The sequence below is a fragment of the Streptomyces celluloflavus genome (assembly GCA_000720995.1).
Lineage (GTDB): Bacteria > Actinomycetota > Actinomycetes > Streptomycetales > Streptomycetaceae > Streptomyces > Streptomyces celluloflavus.
In genome coordinates, this window is record JOEL01000086.1 from 1 (window position 1) to 15537 (window position 15537).

15 protein-coding genes and 1 rRNA gene are annotated in these 15537 nt (G+C 69.5%); 6 read left to right on the forward strand and 10 right to left on the reverse strand.

Going from position 1 to position 15537, the window contains the following annotated elements:
• From IH09_RS40460 to IH09_RS35280, 3 genes are all read right to left on the reverse strand, one after another.
• Positions 1-238 (reverse strand): hypothetical protein (locus IH09_RS40460; RefSeq protein ID WP_205379629.1); only part of this gene is annotated, 238 nt, incomplete at its 3' end.
• Between the two features lie 123 nt (positions 239-361).
• Positions 362-502, reverse strand: a complete 141-nt coding sequence (locus tag IH09_RS39525; protein WP_190233507.1) for a hypothetical protein — start codon at positions 500-502, stop codon at positions 362-364.
• Between the two features lie 264 nt (positions 503-766).
• A complete protein-coding gene (locus tag IH09_RS35280) occupies positions 767-1900 on the reverse strand; it encodes an MFS transporter (RefSeq protein WP_318279658.1) in 1134 nt (377 codons plus the stop codon).
• Here IH09_RS35280 and IH09_RS40465 point away from each other — a divergent pair.
• Positions 1875-2024, forward strand: a complete 150-nt coding sequence (locus IH09_RS40465) for a hypothetical protein (RefSeq protein ID WP_242641181.1) — start codon at positions 1875-1877, stop codon at positions 2022-2024. The two genes, IH09_RS35280 and IH09_RS40465, sit on opposite strands and share 26 nt — an antisense overlap.
• A gap of 748 nt (positions 2025-2772) precedes the next feature.
• On the opposite strand, the gene IH09_RS35285 is transcribed toward IH09_RS40465, so the two are convergent.
• The 5 genes from IH09_RS35285 to IH09_RS35305 form a co-directional block, all read right to left on the reverse strand.
• Positions 2773-3696, reverse strand: a complete 924-nt coding sequence (locus tag IH09_RS35285; RefSeq protein WP_052861840.1) for an LLM class F420-dependent oxidoreductase — start codon at positions 3694-3696, stop codon at positions 2773-2775.
• Between the two features lie 641 nt (positions 3697-4337).
• On the reverse strand, positions 4338-4793 hold the full coding sequence (locus IH09_RS35290) for a DUF6099 family protein (protein ID WP_052861841.1): 456 nt from the start codon (positions 4791-4793) through the stop codon (positions 4338-4340).
• Between the two features lie 672 nt (positions 4794-5465).
• Positions 5466-5834, reverse strand: a complete 369-nt coding sequence (locus IH09_RS35295; RefSeq protein WP_052861842.1) for a nucleotide pyrophosphohydrolase — start codon at positions 5832-5834, stop codon at positions 5466-5468.
• Entirely contained in the window at positions 5831-7426 is a 1596-nt protein-coding gene (locus tag IH09_RS35300) for a hypothetical protein (RefSeq protein ID WP_052861843.1), read from the reverse strand. The genes IH09_RS35295 and IH09_RS35300 overlap by 4 nt, the downstream gene beginning before the upstream one ends.
• A gap of 395 nt (positions 7427-7821) precedes the next feature.
• Positions 7822-8214 (reverse strand): cell division protein SepF, encoded by a 393-nt coding sequence (locus IH09_RS35305; RefSeq protein ID WP_052861844.1) that lies wholly within the window; start codon positions 8212-8214, stop codon positions 7822-7824.
• A gap of 222 nt (positions 8215-8436) precedes the next feature.
• Here IH09_RS35305 and IH09_RS35310 point away from each other — a divergent pair, with 222 nt between their 5' ends.
• From IH09_RS35310 to IH09_RS35330, 5 genes are all read left to right on the forward strand, one after another.
• The gene (locus IH09_RS35310) at positions 8437-9594 is read left to right on the forward strand and encodes a magnesium and cobalt transport protein CorA (protein ID WP_052861849.1); all 1158 of its coding nucleotides are present in this window, start codon (positions 8437-8439) and stop codon (positions 9592-9594) included.
• 577 nt (positions 9595-10171) lie between these two features.
• Positions 10172-10783: a non-oxidative hydroxyarylic acid decarboxylases subunit B gene (locus IH09_RS35315; RefSeq protein WP_052861845.1), complete on the forward strand. Its 612-nt coding sequence runs from the start codon at positions 10172-10174 to the stop codon at positions 10781-10783.
• Between the two features lie 83 nt (positions 10784-10866).
• Entirely contained in the window at positions 10867-12285 is a 1419-nt protein-coding gene (locus tag IH09_RS35320) for a non-oxidative hydroxyarylic acid decarboxylases subunit C (protein WP_052861846.1), read from the forward strand.
• A gap of 39 nt (positions 12286-12324) precedes the next feature.
• Positions 12325-12576 (forward strand): non-oxidative hydroxyarylic acid decarboxylases subunit D, encoded by a 252-nt coding sequence (locus tag IH09_RS35325; protein ID WP_242641097.1) that lies wholly within the window; start codon positions 12325-12327, stop codon positions 12574-12576.
• 179 nt (positions 12577-12755) lie between these two features.
• A complete protein-coding gene (locus tag IH09_RS35330) occupies positions 12756-13739 on the forward strand; it encodes a helix-turn-helix domain-containing protein (protein WP_240150723.1) in 984 nt (327 codons plus the stop codon).
• A gap of 265 nt (positions 13740-14004) precedes the next feature.
• On the opposite strand, the gene IH09_RS35335 is transcribed toward IH09_RS35330, so the two are convergent.
• Both IH09_RS35335 and rrf read right to left on the reverse strand, forming a co-directional pair.
• Complete coding sequence (locus IH09_RS35335; protein ID WP_052861848.1) at positions 14005-15003, reverse strand: cation diffusion facilitator family transporter; 999 nt, start codon at positions 15001-15003, stop codon at positions 14005-14007.
• A 439-nt stretch (positions 15004-15442) separates the two neighbouring features.
• A 5S ribosomal RNA gene (gene rrf / locus IH09_RS35340) occupies positions 15443-15537 on the reverse strand; the annotation flags it as partial.

Here is a 15537-nt window from a genome sequence, read left to right on the forward strand (position 1 = left end):
TCGTGGGGGCGGGGGTGGTGGTATCGGGTCGGGAGCAGTGGGCTTCGACGGGAACAGGCGCAGGTACAAGTGCGGTGCCGGCCCCACCGGGGACGGCGCCGTAGTTGCTGCCCTCGCGGATGGCGTACTCGTCGATGCCGACCACCCGCGGGGCCGGCACCTCCGGTTCGGGCGCAGCCTCGCCCCTACGCAGGACCGCGCCGTGGCTGATGGTCGCCCCCGAAGACGCGGGCCGCACGGGTGCCCGTCCGGCCCGCGAGAGCGAGTCATCTCGCGGCCGATGTGGACCGCAGCCGTTCGACCGGCAGACCGCGCCTCCGGGACGGGCCGTGCCGTGGATATGCACCACGAAGTCCTGTACTCACACGAAGAGTTGCCGCATGCGAACCGACCAGCCGACGGCCTCGGAGCTGAAATCGGGGCCGGGCCGGTCCCGGGGCCGGAGCACGGCGCTCCGTCCCTCGCCCCAGCAGATCAGCGGGAAACCACGGACAAGAGCCACGACCACAGTTGAGCCATGCGGCCGCCTCCCGGCCACCCCGCACCCGCCGCGGTGCACCGCGTCCACGCATACCACCTCGATACCCGGCATGCGCGCCCCACAGGAGCTGTGCTCGGACCGTCTCCCTCAACGCCCGCGCACCCGAGGTTGGTACGTCTGGTGAGATCCACGACAAACGCCGTCGACAAACGCCGTCGGTCGACAAGCACTGTCACCGGCATGAACGAAGCCCCCTGCCTCGGACCTGACCGGACGGGGCCCTCACTACTGAACCGCCGTGGGCCACGGGACGTTCCGGACACGATGCACCCAGACCGCCAGGACCGTCAGGACAGCGGTCGCACCGCCCAACGTCATGACCAGCGCCGAGGAGGAATGGTCGACCACGCCCCCGCCGACGAGCGCACCGAGGGAAATGGTGGCTTGGAACGATGCCGTGAAGAGGACGGAGGATGCCTCAGGCGAGTCGGGCGACGCCTTGGTGAACCAGGTCTGCGAGCAGACAGGTACGGCCCCATAGGCAACTCCCCAGACGGTCAGCAGGGCCAGCGCCCCGAGGTCCCACTTGCCGAGGACCGGGAGCAGCAAGGTCGCACCGGCGATCATCGCGGCAGCCGCGGCGAAGGTGGCCCGCGGGTAGCGGACCACAGCCGATCCGCCCAGGAAATTCCCGGCTATTCCTGCCGCTCCGAAGACGAGCAAGAAGACCGTGATGAGACCGGAACTCAGATGAGTCACCTGTTCCAGAAAGGGAGTGACATAGGTGTAAGTGCCGAAGTGGGCGAGCACCACGAGGAAGGTCACCATCAGGGCGAACCGGGTGTTAAGACTCCGGAGCATACCGGCGAGCACATTCAGGCGGGTTACCCGTCCGGCGGGAAGTGCGGGGACCGTCAGGAGCAGCATGACCAAGACGCAGAGAGTGAAGAACCCCATGGCGAGAAATGTGGTGCGCCAGCCGGCGATATCTCCGATGAAAGTGCCCAGCGGTACCCCGAGCACGGAGCCCAGAGGCACCGCGGAAAAGATCACCGAGGTCGCCCGGCCCACCGATTCGGCGGGTACCAGCCGGCCGGCCAGCCCGGCGCCGATGGACCAGAAACCGCCGATGGTGACCCCGACCATCACGCGGGAGATCAGGACCAACCAATAGCTCGACGCGACCGCGGCCAGGAAATTCGCCAGCGCCAGCACGAGGACGAACGCGCCCAGCATGAGTCGACGGTCAATTCGCCCAGTGGCCACGGTCACCAGGGGCGCTGAAATCGCTGCCAGGAAACCGGGCATGGTCATCATCAGACCAGCCATTCCATCGGAGATGGTGAAACTCGACCCGATCGACGTCAGCAGGCCGATCGGCAGAATTTCCGTGGTGACGATCGAGAAGATTCCCGCCATCACCGATATCACGGCCAGCCAAGAGACCAGTGGAGAGCGAGCCGGCGGTGCGGAGGGTTCGATGGACGTCGTGGTTGCTGTGGACATGAATCCCGTCCTGAATGGGGCATCACCTGAAATGTGAACACCAGTGCAGCAGGGACAGCAGCCACCGTCTGGCGGCTTTGCGACGTCAACGAGCGGATCTCAGCGTGATGTCGCATTCCCGCGAGACGACGCCGGGCGAAGGCACGATCCGAAACACGGCTGCCGGTCCACAGCCAAGTCGCGGAACTCGTTACTGCTGGCCACACAGGACGTGCGGAACAGTTCGCGGGACGGCCGCGATTCCCCCGGAGCCGGCCTGCCCCATCAGCAGGATCAGGGAGCCCGGGAACAGGAAGCCCGGGGAAAGAGCCAGGGAGCAGGAGGTCCGGGAACAGAGGGGCCTGGAACAGGGGGGAGTCAGTCAGTCATTCCCCAACTCCGGTGTTCGGACGGGGGCAAGGCCGGGGGACGAGGCTGATCGGCGCGGTCCCGTCCCCCGTCTTCTTCGGGTTTCCGTCGCCCTGGTACGCCAGGGCCCGGGCAATGGCCGGGCACGTACGTACGCCACGCGGACCGCCTCCGTCGCCAAGCAAAGGACGTGCGTGGTGCCGCCGTACGAGGTCGGGAGCCACTACGGCCTCGGGAACCGCTGCGGCGTCGGACACCTCTACGCCTTGTCGGGGCGCGGTCGCGCAGCGGAAGCCCGAGCCGGTCACAGGACGGCTGGCGCTGCCGGCGGCGGTCATCCTCAGGGGCACGCGCCGCGTCTCACCGCGCACACCCCAATTCCCCACCGCAGTCCGGCAGTTCCTGCCCGCCCCGGCTGATAGCGCCAGGAAATGACGTCAGCTCAGCTGCGACTGCACCTGTGCCGAGATCAGCTCAAGGTGGTCCAGGTCATCGAGGTCCAGGATCTGGAGGTAGACCCGGGACGCGCCGATGGCGGCGTACCGCCCGATCTTGTCGACGACCTCGGCGGGCGAGCCCGCGAGGCCGTTGGCCTTCAGTTCGTCCACCTCCCGTCCGATGGCCGCGGCCCGCCGCGCCACTTCGGCGTCGTCCTTGCCGACGCAGGCCACGAGGGCGTTGGAGTACACCAGGTCGTCCCCCTTGCGCCCGGCGGCTTCGGCGGCCGCCCGCACCCGTCCGAACTGGCGCTCACTGTCTTCGAGCGAGGCGAAGGGGATGTTGAACTCGTCGGCGTACTGCGCCGCCAGCCGCGGCGTGCGCGTCGCGCCGTGTCCGCCGATCAGCACCGGCACCTTGCCCTGGGCCGGCTTGGCCAGCGCGGAGGACTTCTCCAGCTGGTAGTAGGTGCCGTCGTAGGAGAACTCCTTTCCGTGCTCGGTGGCCCACAGGCCGGTGACGATCGCCAGCTGCTCTTCCAGCCGCGCGAACTTCTCCTTGGGGAACGGGATGCCGTACGCCTTGTGCTCGTCCTCGAACCAGCCCGCGCCGAGTCCGAGCTCGACCCGGCCGCCGGACATCTGGTCGACCTGGGCCACCTGGATGGCCAGCACTCCGGGGAGGCGGAAGGTGCCCGCTGTCATGAGGGTGCCGAGACGGATGCGCCGGGTCTCGCGGGCCAGGCCGGCCAGCGTGATCCAGGCGTCCGTCGGGCCGGGCAGTCCGTCGGCGTTGCCCATCGGCAGGTAGTGGTCGGAGCGGAAGAACGCGTCGAAGCCGAGGTCCTCGGTGGCTTTGGCGACCGTGAGAAGGGTGTCGTAGGAAGCACCCTGCTGGGGCTCCGTGAAGATTCGCAGATCCATACCTCCATCCTGCCCTCTCGACGTGGGCCGACCCGCCAGGGCAAGTCGTGTGCGCCGGGTCGGATCGCCTCTCGTCCACCGGTTCCTCCACCGAGGTGTCCGGCCGGCCGACGCCCCGGTGGGTGACGAGGCCGGGCGAGCATCAGGCGAGGATCCTGGTCGCTGATCTGTCGTCGCTGATCCGTGGTCAGTGATCCGTGGTCAGTGATCCGTGGTCAGTGATCCGTGGGCGATGACCGACGGCGGACGGGCCGGACCCGGCGGGTGGGGGCGGACGAGGGGGCGGAGAGCTGGGAGCAGGCGCGGATCTCGCGCGTCGGGGGCGGTCCCGGCTCGCCGGTCAGCCAGGCCCGTGGGTCAACCCGGCTCGTAGGTCAGTGTGTGGTGGTCTCGACGGTGGTGGCGGAAGCTGAGGCGCGAAGAGCGCGCGGGGGCGGGCCGGGAACGCGTCGGGAACAACGGTGGCCGGGTAGGGGCGTGGGCGTCCCGCGGCAGCGATGTCCGCGCCCGTCGGCCGGTCTCTCGCCCTGTGGGCGGGTGAGGCGGGCGACCGGTGGCGGGCGTGATCGTCGCCGGGCCGCGCCGGACTGCCGCACCGTCGGCGGCGTCCGGTGGACCTGGTCCGGAGGGACCCGTCCACATCAGGCGGGGTTCCGGTCCCGCACCTCCAGCTTTTCCAGTATTCCGGTCACGCGGTCCCTCGATTCGTCAGCCGTGTCCATGGCCTCGACGCAGGTCCAGTACATCCCTTCCTCGTCCGCCGAACACACCACACTCACCAACGCCTCGCACACTTCTCGCAGCAGTTGGCGCAGGCTGGTCAAGGCGGCCTTGGCATCGCGCACCTCGGACAGCTGGGCCGCCCGCAGGCCACCGGCCCTCAGCGGCGGGCACAGCAGTCCCCCGCTGAACCGCCCGCCCGCGTCGCCCAACCCTCGTGCTCTGGACCGCACTTCGTACGGCCCGAATATCGCGAGATGGCTGCCTATCGCTTCCGCCAAGGCTTGCGCCTGCCATGCCTCGACGATCACGTCCTGAACCGTGCTCGCCTGCGCCAGGCCGCGCCGACTGGCCGCGATGATCCGCACCGCGTCCATCCGCGCCCCTCCTTCCATCGTCACTCGCACTCACCCCACAATCTTTCCACTACCCAGAGTGAGGTCCAACACCCAAAAAAGCTAGGGGAATTCGCAAATCTGTGGACAACCAAGGCGATGTGAGAAGATCCATGACTCCGTAGAGTGACGAACGGCGAGCCCGAGCCGCTTCCGCCACTCCCATCACCCTGTCCCCTCGAACTACGTAGCACCCACCAACCACTTGAACCACTGGCGCCACCACGGCCGCGTCGATCGATGTGATCCCCGCCGGCATCCATCGACGGCCACCGGCACCCGCCGACGTTCCCTCAGCGCCCCGGTGCGTTCCCTCAGCTTCCGCCTGCCGCCTCACGCGAGCGCGCGGGAGGGAAGGCGATGGGAGCTGACGGAATCCGACCGGAGGCTGCCGGAATGCGGCCGGAAGCGACGGGACCCGATGAACGCCGGGCTTCGACGAGAGCCGACAGAAGCAGCAGAGGCCGCCGACGAACAGAGCGATGTAGAGGGTGACGAAAGAGCGACGCAATGGACGCCGCAATGGACGGCAGAGACGGCGAAAAGGGCAGCAAAAGGGGTGACGCGGGAGTGCGGAGCCAACAGCCCCACCCTCCTACGTCACCCCACCTATCCCCCTGCTACTCCCGCTACTCCTCTTCCACTCCCCTCCCCTTACTCCTGCTGCTCCCCGCTCCCCCGCGGCCGGTCCGGGCGGGCCGAGCGGACCGCGGGGAAACGCGACTCATTGCGTTCGATCTTCGCGGCGAGCGCCGTCAGCGCGTCGATGCCCAGTGCCTCGCAGAACTGCAACAGGTACGCGAGTACATCCGCGACCTCGTCCTCGACCCGGCCGGCCGCCCCCGGGTCGGACATCACCTTCGCCGACTCCTCCGGCGTCAACCACTGGAAGATCTCGACCAGTTCGGCAGCCTCGACGCTGAGCGCCGCGGCCAGGTTCTTGGGGGTGTGGTACTGCTGCCAGTCCCGGGCGGCCGCGAACTCGGCCAGTCGTCGTTGCAGGGCATGAAGATCCTCGCTCATGCCCCTAGGTGTAGCACCCGTACACCGGGCAGTCCCTCGGCGACCGACGGATCCCGCACCGTCCCGAGCAGCCGGACATGTCCGCGCTCGGCCATCCGTACCGCCAGCGACACCAGTTCCCGCGCCTGCCTGCGGTCCATGCAGCGGTCCATCCCGTCCGCCATGACCGTCAGCTGCTGCTGGGCCGCCGGGATCTCCCCCACCGGGTCCATGGCCAGTACCCCCGGCCCGGTGAGCAGCACCAGCGCCAGCCCGAGGAACCGCAGCTCACCGTCGCCGAGCTGCTCGACGGGCATCACCCCCAGCGCGCCCCGGTCGAGAACGGCCTGCAAACCGTGTGGCGCCTGCACCGCCTCCGCCCCCGACAGCGCCTGCACCGCCCTTGCCCCCTGGGCCGCCTGGGCCGCCTGGGCCGCTTGGGCCGCTTGGGCCGTCCGCAACGCCCGACCGGTCGGTGCCGTCCGGGCATCCGGCGCCCCCGGGCCACCCGGCGTACCTTGCGTACCCGGCGGCACGCCACGACCGGCCGCCCCTGGCCCCGCCCCTGTCCGCGCCGCCGCACCCGCCCCGTCCCCCACCGCGCCCGGCTGGCGCGGCACCGCGCGCAGCCCGTCGACGGGGCCGGCGCAGGCGTCCCGTACGGCCGCGACCAGTACCGCGTGGCGGCGCGCGCATTCGCGGCTCGTCCGCTCAAGGACCGCCGGGAGGTTGTCGCAGGACGACCGCAGCCGCCCCTCGTCCGGTTCCTCGTCCCCCTCCCCGGCCCAGCCGCCGGTCTCACCGCCCCGGCCGCCCGCACGCCGCCGCACACCCGCGCCGCCCCGGGCGCCCGCCAGGGGTCCGCCGCTTCGACGGCCACCGGGCCTGCGTACCGCCCCCGGCCCACCGGCCCCGCTGTCCCCACCTGCGCCGTCCACGGCCTGGCGCCCCAGCGCACCGTCCCCACCGGCCCGAACCGTCCCGGCCGCTCGCATCGCCTCCGGCCGCGGATCGCAGGGGAAGGCCGACCTGAGCGCGACCACGACTTGTTCCGCGGCGGCCAGGACCAGCCGCTGCCCCGCCGTCTTGCCCGCGACCCGGAGCGGCAGCAGCGCGGTGCCCAGCCGGTCGTCGGGCAGTGGTGCGCGGGTCACCGGTGTCGCGCCCGCCGTATACCAGGCCGCCTGGACGGCGGGGCGGGCCGGATCGGTGAGGGCCGTGCTGAGCAGCGTCTCGCCGCCACCCGTCAGCCGCTCGCCGACGATGCGCAGTTCGGGCTCTGCCTGTACGGCAAGATCGAGGTGGACGAGACCGGCGGGGCCGTCGACCGTGCAGCCGATGCGGAACCCGCGCCGCCCCTGTTCGTCGGGGCGCGCACTCGCCGGAACGCAGGCGCTCGCGCCGCCCGCCACCACCTCGACGGCCCGCGCCAGCCGTTCCCCGCTGCCGAGCCGGGCGAGGATCTCGTACGCCTGTAACGCGCTGGACTTGCCGCTGCCGCTCTCGCCGCTCAGCAGGGTCAGCGGGCCCAGCGGGAGGGTGACGTTGCGATGGGTCTTGAAGGCGGACAGCCGTAACTCGGTGACCGCCGGTCGTGCACTGTCGGTATCCATATGCGGACGCTATGCAGTGGCCCGTCCGGAGAACCGTTCCGCCGGGCTGCTCTTCCTACGATCGGGGGACGGCCCGCGGGCCGGGGGTTCCTCGGGCCGCGGCGCGAAGCCCGCGCCGGTCCCGCGAGGGAGGCCCATGACGGGTCCGCGGCAAAACCACAGCGAAACGGCGAGCAAATCCGCTGCCGGGAGACTTCCGCGGGCCGACGTGGAGGACGGCATTACCTGGTGGGAGAACCGTCCCGCCCGGGGCGACTCCCCGGCCAGGGCGGCCTCCGTCCCGGGTGGCCCCGGTCCGGGAAGGCCGCCCGTACACACGAGAACGCCGCCACTACACAGCGGCGGCGCCCCGAGCCGACGGCATCCCGGCCCCGGCAGACGGTCTCCGGAACTTCCTACCGCCGGGGAACGGCGCCGGCGGCCGACTCCGCGACCTCCGTGCCGACCGGTGCGAGCAGAAACACATTGGTGTCGACGCGGTGCATCCCGCTGCTGAGACCGAAGACGACTCCGCTGGAGAAGTCCAGGATGCGCTTGGCGACATCGGCGTCGGCGTTGGTGAGGTCCAGCAGGACCGGAATCTGCGCCATGAGGTATTCGGCGACCTCGCGAGCGTCCGCGAAGATCTGGACCCGGATGACGACGAGCCGCCGCATCTCCTCCGCCGGTTCCTCCTCGGGGAGGGCACGGTGGTCGGGCCAGGACGGCCATTCGCTGCTGCTGCGGAGCGGGACGACTTCGGCGAGACCTTCCCACTGCTCGTCGGTGGCATCGCGGCGGCCGTTCACCGAATCACCTCACTCAGGGGTGCGCTGGCTATCTGCGGTATCTGCATCGCACAATTCTAGGGATAAACATACAAAGCTTGCCGGACGCGACACACCCGATGTCACATCCTTGTCCCATCCTGCACCATGGCCCCTGACCAGTACCGACAGCCTCGGCAGTTATCCTGCGTCGAGTTTATGTGTGGCTGTTCATCCCCCCTCGTGAAGGAGGTCGGTTCCGTCGTGAGCACTGAGCCTCCCGTCCGGCGGCTGCGCGCGCTGCGCAGCCTGCGCAAGCCCGCGAAGAAGCGGCCCGCGGTACCCGCCCCGGCCGAGTCCGCGGACCGGCCCGGGACACCGGAACCGGCCACCGTCGCCGCCAACAGCGTCATCCATGCCGCCCTCTACCGCGACGGCCACCGGATCAGCACCCCCGAGACGCTCACCGACACCTTCCAGCAACTGCGCGCCGCCCCGGACACCCTCGCCTGGATCGGGCTGCACCGCCCCTCGTCCGCCGAACTGGTCCGCCTCGCCTCGGAGTTCGATCTCCATCCGCTCGCCGTCGAGGACGCGCTGGAGGCCCACCAGCGGCCGAAGCTGGAGCGGTACGGCGGTACCCTCTTCGTCGTCCTGCGCGCCGCGCGCTATCTGGACGCCGCCGAGGAGGTCGACTTCGGCGAACTGCACATCTTCGTCGGCCGCGACTTCGTGATCACCGTGCGGCACGGCGGCGCCCCCGACCTCTCGGCCGTGCGCCACCGCATGGAAGACACCCCCGAACTCCTCAAACGCGGCCCCGAAGCCATTCTCTACGCGATCCTGGACGCCGTCGTCGACGGCTACGCACCGGTCGTCGCGGGCGTCCAGAACGACATCGACGAGATCGAGACCGAGGTCTTCGGCGGCGATCCGCGGGTCTCCCGCCGGATCTACGAGCTCTCCCGCGAGGTCGTGGAGTTCCAGCGCGCGACCCGCCCGCTGAACGGCATGCTGGAGGGCCTGACCGCCGGCTTCGAGAAGTACGCCATCGACGAGGAGCTGCGCCGCTATCTGCGTGACGTCGCCGACCACGCGCTGCACACCACGGACCGGGTGGACGGCTTCCGCCAAGCCCTCCAGGACATCCTCACCGTCAACGCCACCCTGGTGAACCAGCAGCAGAACGCCGAGATGCGCGCCCTGGCCGAGGCCGGCTTCGAACAGAACGAGGAGATCAAGAAAATCTCCTCCTGGGCCGCCATCCTCTTCGCTCCGACACTGGTCGGCACGATCTACGGCATGAACTTCGAGGAGATGCCGGAGCTGCACTGGGGCTTCGGATACCCCTTCGCGATCGGGTTGATGGCGGTGGTCTGCGTCAGCCTGTACCTCATCTTCAAACGGCGCGACTGGCTCTGAGCAATCGAGCCGAGAAACTGCTTGCTGCGGGTCCACGACCACGGGCATGAACCTCGGAGGCCCGTCTGAGGCCGCTGGGGAGAATCCGGGGAGAACGGAAGCTCGGTCAACTCAGGCTTTCCCGCGACCTGCCGGACGTCAGGAAGATGTCTGCCGCATCGCCGGCGAATCCCGTCGCGGGCGTCCCGTGGACGCCGACCCGTACGAACACGACAGAGCAGGTTTCACCTGAGCACCTGCTCGATGGGACACACGATTCCGCCTGGAAGGCGATTCGGTCATGCCCGGACACACGCTCGCCGGCGGGATGAGCATCTGGGTGCAGCCGCGGTGCAGACGCGCTCGGCTTGAGGCGCGAGGCGCGAGGCGCGAGGCAGCATCCGTCCGCTTCCGAGCGAGGTACGGCGGACTCCCCGAAGTTGTTGGATCGGGAACAGCCCACGTCGACTCCGGAGCCGGAAAAGCCCTGTTCACAGGCTTAGCGTAGGTGGTGTCCGAGGCGCGGGCGGTGATTTCGGCGCGTTGTCCACCGCGTCTCGTCACGAGGCAACTCGTCGCGAGGCAGGGAGCGTGGAGAATGCGGCTGATCGTAGGCATGACCGGAGCGACCGGAGCACCGTTCGGCGTGCGCCTGCTCCAGGCGCTCAAGCAACTGCCCGAGGTGGAGACCCATCTCGTGCTGTCCCGATGGGCACGCACCACGATCGAACTGGAGACGGGACTTTCCGCACGCGAGGTCATCTCGCTCGCCGACGAGGCGCACAACGCGGAGGACCAAGGCGCCACCATCTCCTCCGGTTCGTTCCGCACCGAGGGCATGGTGGTCGTGCCCTGCTCGATGAAGACCCTCGCCGGCATCCGTACGGGTTACGCCGAGGGTCTGGTGGGACGCGCGGCCGATGTCGTCCTCAAGGAACGGCGCACGCTCGTGCTGGTTCCACGTGAAACACCGCTGAGCGAGATCCACTTGGAGAACATGCTGGCGCTGGCGCGCATGGGGGTCCGGATGGTGCCGCCGATGCCCGCGTTCTACAACCACCCGCGCAGCGTGGACGACATCGTCGATCACGTCACCGCGCGTGTCCTGGACCAGTTCGGCCTGCCCTTCCCCGCCGCCCGGCGCTGGGAAGGCATGCACTCGGCCCGGACAGCGGCCCGCGACGAACCGGCGACCGCTGTCCGGTCCTGAACCCGCCGCGTTCTCCCCCCTCTTGGCACGCCCTCACCGCCCCGCCCCCATGCAACGCAACCTCGTTCGCAAGGAGTTGAATCATGGCCTACGACGATCTGCGCAGCTTCCTCCAGGCCCTCGACGAGGAGGGCCAGCTGGTCCGCATCACCGACGAGGTGATGCCCGAGCCCGATATCGCCGCGGCCGCCAACGCCGCGCCACGGCTCGGCGACGCCGCACCTGCCCTGTACTTCGACAACGTCTACGGCTTCAACGGCGCGCGGATCGCGATGAACGTGCACGGCTCCTGGGCCAATCACGCCCTCGCCCTGGGCCTTCCGAAGCAGACCGGCACCAAGGAGCAGGTCGAGGAGTTCATCCGCCGGTGGGACACGTTCCCCATCCCACCCGAGTGGCGCGACGACGCGCCATGGGCGCAGAACTCGGTCGAGGGCGAAGACGTCAACATCTTCGACGTGCTGCCGCTGATCCGCCTCAACGACGGTGACGGCGGTTTCTACCTCGACAAGGCCGCGGTTATCTCCAAGGACCCCGACGACCCGGAGAACTCCGGCAAGCAAAACGTCGGCGTCTACCGCATCGAGGCCAAGGGCAAGCGCAAGCTGGCCCTACAGCCCGTTCCCATGCACGACATCGCCCAGCACCTGCGCAAGGCCGAGGAGAAGGGCGAGGACCTGCCCATCGCCATCACTCTCGGCAACGACCCCGTCATCTCCATCGTCGCCGCCACGCCGATGGAATACGACCAGAACGAGTACGAACTCGCCGGCGCCCTGCGCGGCGCCCCCGCCCCCGTCACCAAGGCCCCACACACCGGGCTGCCCGTGCCGTGGGGCTCCGAGGTCGTGATCGAGGGCGTGATCGAAGGGCGCAAGCGCGAGATCGAGGGGCCCTTCGGCGAATTCACCGGCCACTATTCGGGCGGCCGCAAGATGACCGTCGTCCGCATCGACCGGATCTCCTACCGCACCGACCCGATCTTCGAGCACCTCTACCTGGGCATGCCGTGGACCGAGATCGACTATCTGATGGCCGCCAACACGTGTGTGCCGTTGTACGAGCAGCTCAAGCGGGAATTCCCGGAGGTCCAGGCGGTCAACGCCATGTACACGCATGGCCTGGTCGTCATCGTCTCCACCGGGAAGCGCTACGGCGGCTTCGCCAAGGCGGTGGGCATGCGCGTACTGACGACCCCGCACGGCCTCGGCTACGCGGCCACCGTCATCGTCGTCGACGAGGACGTCGACCCCTTCAACCTCCCGCAGGTGATGTGGGCACTGTCGACGAAGATGAACCCGTCCGGGGACCTGATCACCCTCCCCAACCTGTCCGTCCTCGAACTCGCCCCCCAGGCGATCACACCGGGCATCACCGACAAGCTCATCATCGACGCCACCACCCCGGCGTCACCCGACGGCCGCGGCAACTACGGAAACCCGGTTCGTGACCTGCCCGAAGCCGACGAGTGGCTCACCAAGCTCCGACACCTCGTCAAGTGACCACAGGACCAGCGACTTCTTCGGAGGACGGCTCCCACCGTGACTGCGACCATCGCGACCCCGACCGAGTGCCCGCGCTGCGGGTACGAGTCCCTTCAGCTGCTGTACTCATCACCTGTCGCCGGGGCTTGGGAGGTCCATCAGTGCCGCCGGTGCCTGTACTGCTGGCGCACCTGTGAACCGGACCGCCGCACCCGCCGCGACGCCTACCCGGACAGCTTCAAGATGACCGCTGAGGACATCCGCGACGCACCGGAGGTTCCCACCATTCCCCCGTTGCGCCAGTCCTGATCCACCACCGTCCCCGGGTGGCCGCCCCCTACCCTGGGTGGGAACACGCCGGCTCCCGGCCGGCTGCGGCCCCGCGCTTCCGTCGGTGCGGCGTACCCACCACGGGACAGCTCCCGGAATACCGAAATGACCGCACCGAACGGCGGCGAAGCGAGCCGCCCCGCGCGGAGAGGCCGGCCATGGCCAAGCAGCGGATCGCCACCCTCCCTTTCCGTTCACGCCCCGGAGCCCTCCCCGGGATGGACGTGTTCGACCTCGACGCTCTCGGTGGCAGAGCGGCCGAGTGCGGAATCGACCTGCACGGCCCGATGCGCGCCGAGTTCCACCACCTCGTCTGCGTCCGGTCCGGATCCCTGCGCATCACCGTGGACGGCAACGACCACACCATGCAGCCCGACACCTGGCTCTGGCTCCGGCCCGGTCAGGTCTTCCACATCGGGACGGGCGCGGCCACCGGCACCGTGTGCGTCTTCCAGCCCGGCTTCTTCGATCGCGCGACCGTCTCCGGGTCCCCCGTCGGCCCGCCCCGTCCGCAAGGCCCCGTGTTCCCTGCCGAAGGCGAGAGGCGCGCGCTGGAGCAGACCCTCTGCCTGCTGCAAGACGCCTACGCCCGGACGGGTGTCCTGCCGCTCGATGCCCAGGTCGAGATCGTCCGCCACTTGCTGTCCGTCCTCGTGCTCCGGCTGTCCCACCTTCCGCCCCATCAGCAGGCGCACTGCCGTGGCAACCGCGTCTTCCTCGCCTTCCACCAGGCCGTCGAAAACAGCCCCGCCACCAGTCGGCGCGTCGACGAGTACGCCCGAGCCCTGGGCTACAGCCCACGCACCCTCACACGGGCCGTCCTCACCGTCACGGGCCGCACCGCCAAGCAATACCTGGACGACTGCACCCTGCTGGAGGCCAAACGCCTCTTGGTCCACACCGACCTGTCGGCCGCCGACATCGCACGCCGCCTCGGCTTCGCCACCCCTTCCAGCTTCGCGAAGTTCTTCCGCCAGCGGGCAGACTGCGCGCCCACGGGCTTTCGCACCCAGGCCCGCGGCGCCCGCCCGGACGGTCCGTCGCATACGGCCGACAGGACGTGGCCTCCGTCAGCCCGGCGCAGGTCCTCCAGGCAGGGCAGCGCCATAGCCTCGCGGCCCGTGGCTCCGCAGGGCGGCTGAGGCCGGTACGCGCAGTCGAACGCCCACACCGAACTCACCCGCGGCGGTCCGCTCCGACGCACCCCACCCGGTCGGCCTGCGGGCCAGGCGCGGGGCAGTATCGCCGACGACGGGCCCGCCGGGCCAGCCGCCGCAGCCGAGGTGGCGCACCACGGTGAGCGGTGCGTGGTGGCCGAGCCGGTGAACGCCCATCAGCAGATCCGCCGTTGATCGGACACTCCCGATACATCGCCTGGCCCGGCTGGTTCGTACGGGCGTCCGGGACTCAGTTGGCGTGCGCGGTCTCTCGGTGGACGGGGCCGTGCGGGTCTCGGCAGTGGCCCTCGGCCGCGGGAGCGTGGTCGACCTGGATGGTCGCGTGGTCGATGCCGTGGCCCTCGGCGAGCAGATGTTCCAGGTCGCGGCGCACGGCGTGGCAGTCGCCGTCGGGCTCGACCATGACGTGCGCGGACAGGGCGGGCTGGTCAGAGGTGATGGTCCATACGTGCAGGTCGTGGATCTCGACGACGTGGGGCCGGGCGGCCATCAGGTCGCCGAGTGCGTCGGGGTCGGTTCCGGCGGGCGCGGCCTCCAGGAGGATGCGGCCGGAGTCGCGCACCAGGCCGAGGCCGGCCTTGACCATGAGGGCGACGACGACGAGCGTCGCGACGCCATCGGCGCGGGCGAACCCGGTGGTGACGATGACCAGGGCGGCCACTGCGGTGCCGATGAACGCGAAGAGGTCGTTGCGGATGTGCTGGTAGGCGCCTTCGACGTTGAGCGAGGTCCGGTTGGCCTTCGAAATGCACCAGCCCGCAACGACGTTGACGACGATGCCGATGAGTGCGGTGGTCAGCATCAGCCCGCCGTCGACCTCCGGCGGGTCGATCAGCTTGCCGATCGCCTCATACGTCAGCCATGCGCCGAGCAGCAGCAGGGTCAGGCCGTTGGCCTGCGCGGAGAGAATCTCGGCGCGCTTGAGGCCGAACGTGAAGTGGCCGCGGGCCGGCCGGGCTGCGAGCCGCATCGCGATCAGGGCGAGCACGATCGAGGCGGAGTCGGTGAGCATGTGCGCCGCGTCGGCCATCAGTGCCGTGGAGTTGGCGATCACACCGACCACGACCTCGACCGCCATGAACCCGGTGATGAGGACGAGCGCCGCCGTCAGCCACCGCTGGTCCGTGCCGGCGGTGACCCCGCGAGAGCGCCCTTCGTGTCCGTCGTGTCCTTTACACGCGCCGGACGCGCGCCCTTGCTTGTGATCGTGTCCGTGGTGCGTGGTCATGGCGGAATGCCCTCCCGATTACCGTCGTGTCCCCCGCAGTGAAACCGTTGCCGTTATGTCCTCCGCAGTGAAACCCATGCCACGGCCTCTTTGCAAAGGCTGCATCGGTGACCGTTGTCAATAGCGGTAAGAATGCTCTGCCCTGCGGTTTTCCATGAGGTGCGACAAGTGTGCAGGTACTTTGTCAGCGCGCCGGGTGGGCGGCTGTCCTTGTCGCCGACGTCGGCCTTCGGCCGGACCGCACCCCGTCGTCACCGGACAGCCCCTTGAAACCTTGGAGTCGGCGCCCATCCCCACACTCCCCGGACGGTCCACCCACCGCCGTGGCGCCGATGAACCCGTAGAGGCGGCGCAGGCGGCCGGCGCATGGGAGGGGCGAACGGGCCCGGAACGCAGAAAGGCCCCGCACCATAAGGTGCGGGGCCTTCCCACAATGATTGTTCGGCGGCGTCCTACTCTCCCACAGAGTCCCCTCTGCAGTACCATCGGCGCTGAAAGGCTTAGCTTCCGGGTTCGAAATGTAACCGGGCGTTT

Coding starts and splice junctions, on each gene's coding strand:
- IH09_RS35335 (WP_052861848.1), bottom strand. CDS start 15,003: ATGACCACGCACCACGGACACGATCACAAGCAAGGGCGCGCGTCCGGC.
- IH09_RS35295 (WP_052861842.1), bottom strand. CDS start 5,834: ATGAGCGAGGATCTTCATGCCCTGCAACGACGACTGGCCGAGTTCGCG.
- IH09_RS35320 (WP_052861846.1), top strand. CDS start 10,867: ATGGCCTACGACGATCTGCGCAGCTTCCTCCAGGCCCTCGACGAGGAG.
- IH09_RS35285 (WP_052861840.1), bottom strand. CDS start 3,696: ATGGATCTGCGAATCTTCACGGAGCCCCAGCAGGGTGCTTCCTACGAC.
- IH09_RS35290 (WP_052861841.1), bottom strand. CDS start 4,793: ATGGACGCGGTGCGGATCATCGCGGCCAGTCGGCGCGGCCTGGCGCAG.
- IH09_RS35315 (WP_052861845.1), top strand. CDS start 10,172: ATGCGGCTGATCGTAGGCATGACCGGAGCGACCGGAGCACCGTTCGGC.
- IH09_RS35280 (WP_318279658.1), bottom strand. CDS start 1,900: ATGGCGGGAATCTTCTCGATCGTCACCACGGAAATTCTGCCGATCGGC.
- IH09_RS35300 (WP_052861843.1), bottom strand. CDS start 7,426: ATGGATACCGACAGTGCACGACCGGCGGTCACCGAGTTACGGCTGTCC.
- IH09_RS35330 (WP_240150723.1), top strand. CDS start 12,756: ATGGCCAAGCAGCGGATCGCCACCCTCCCTTTCCGTTCACGCCCCGGA.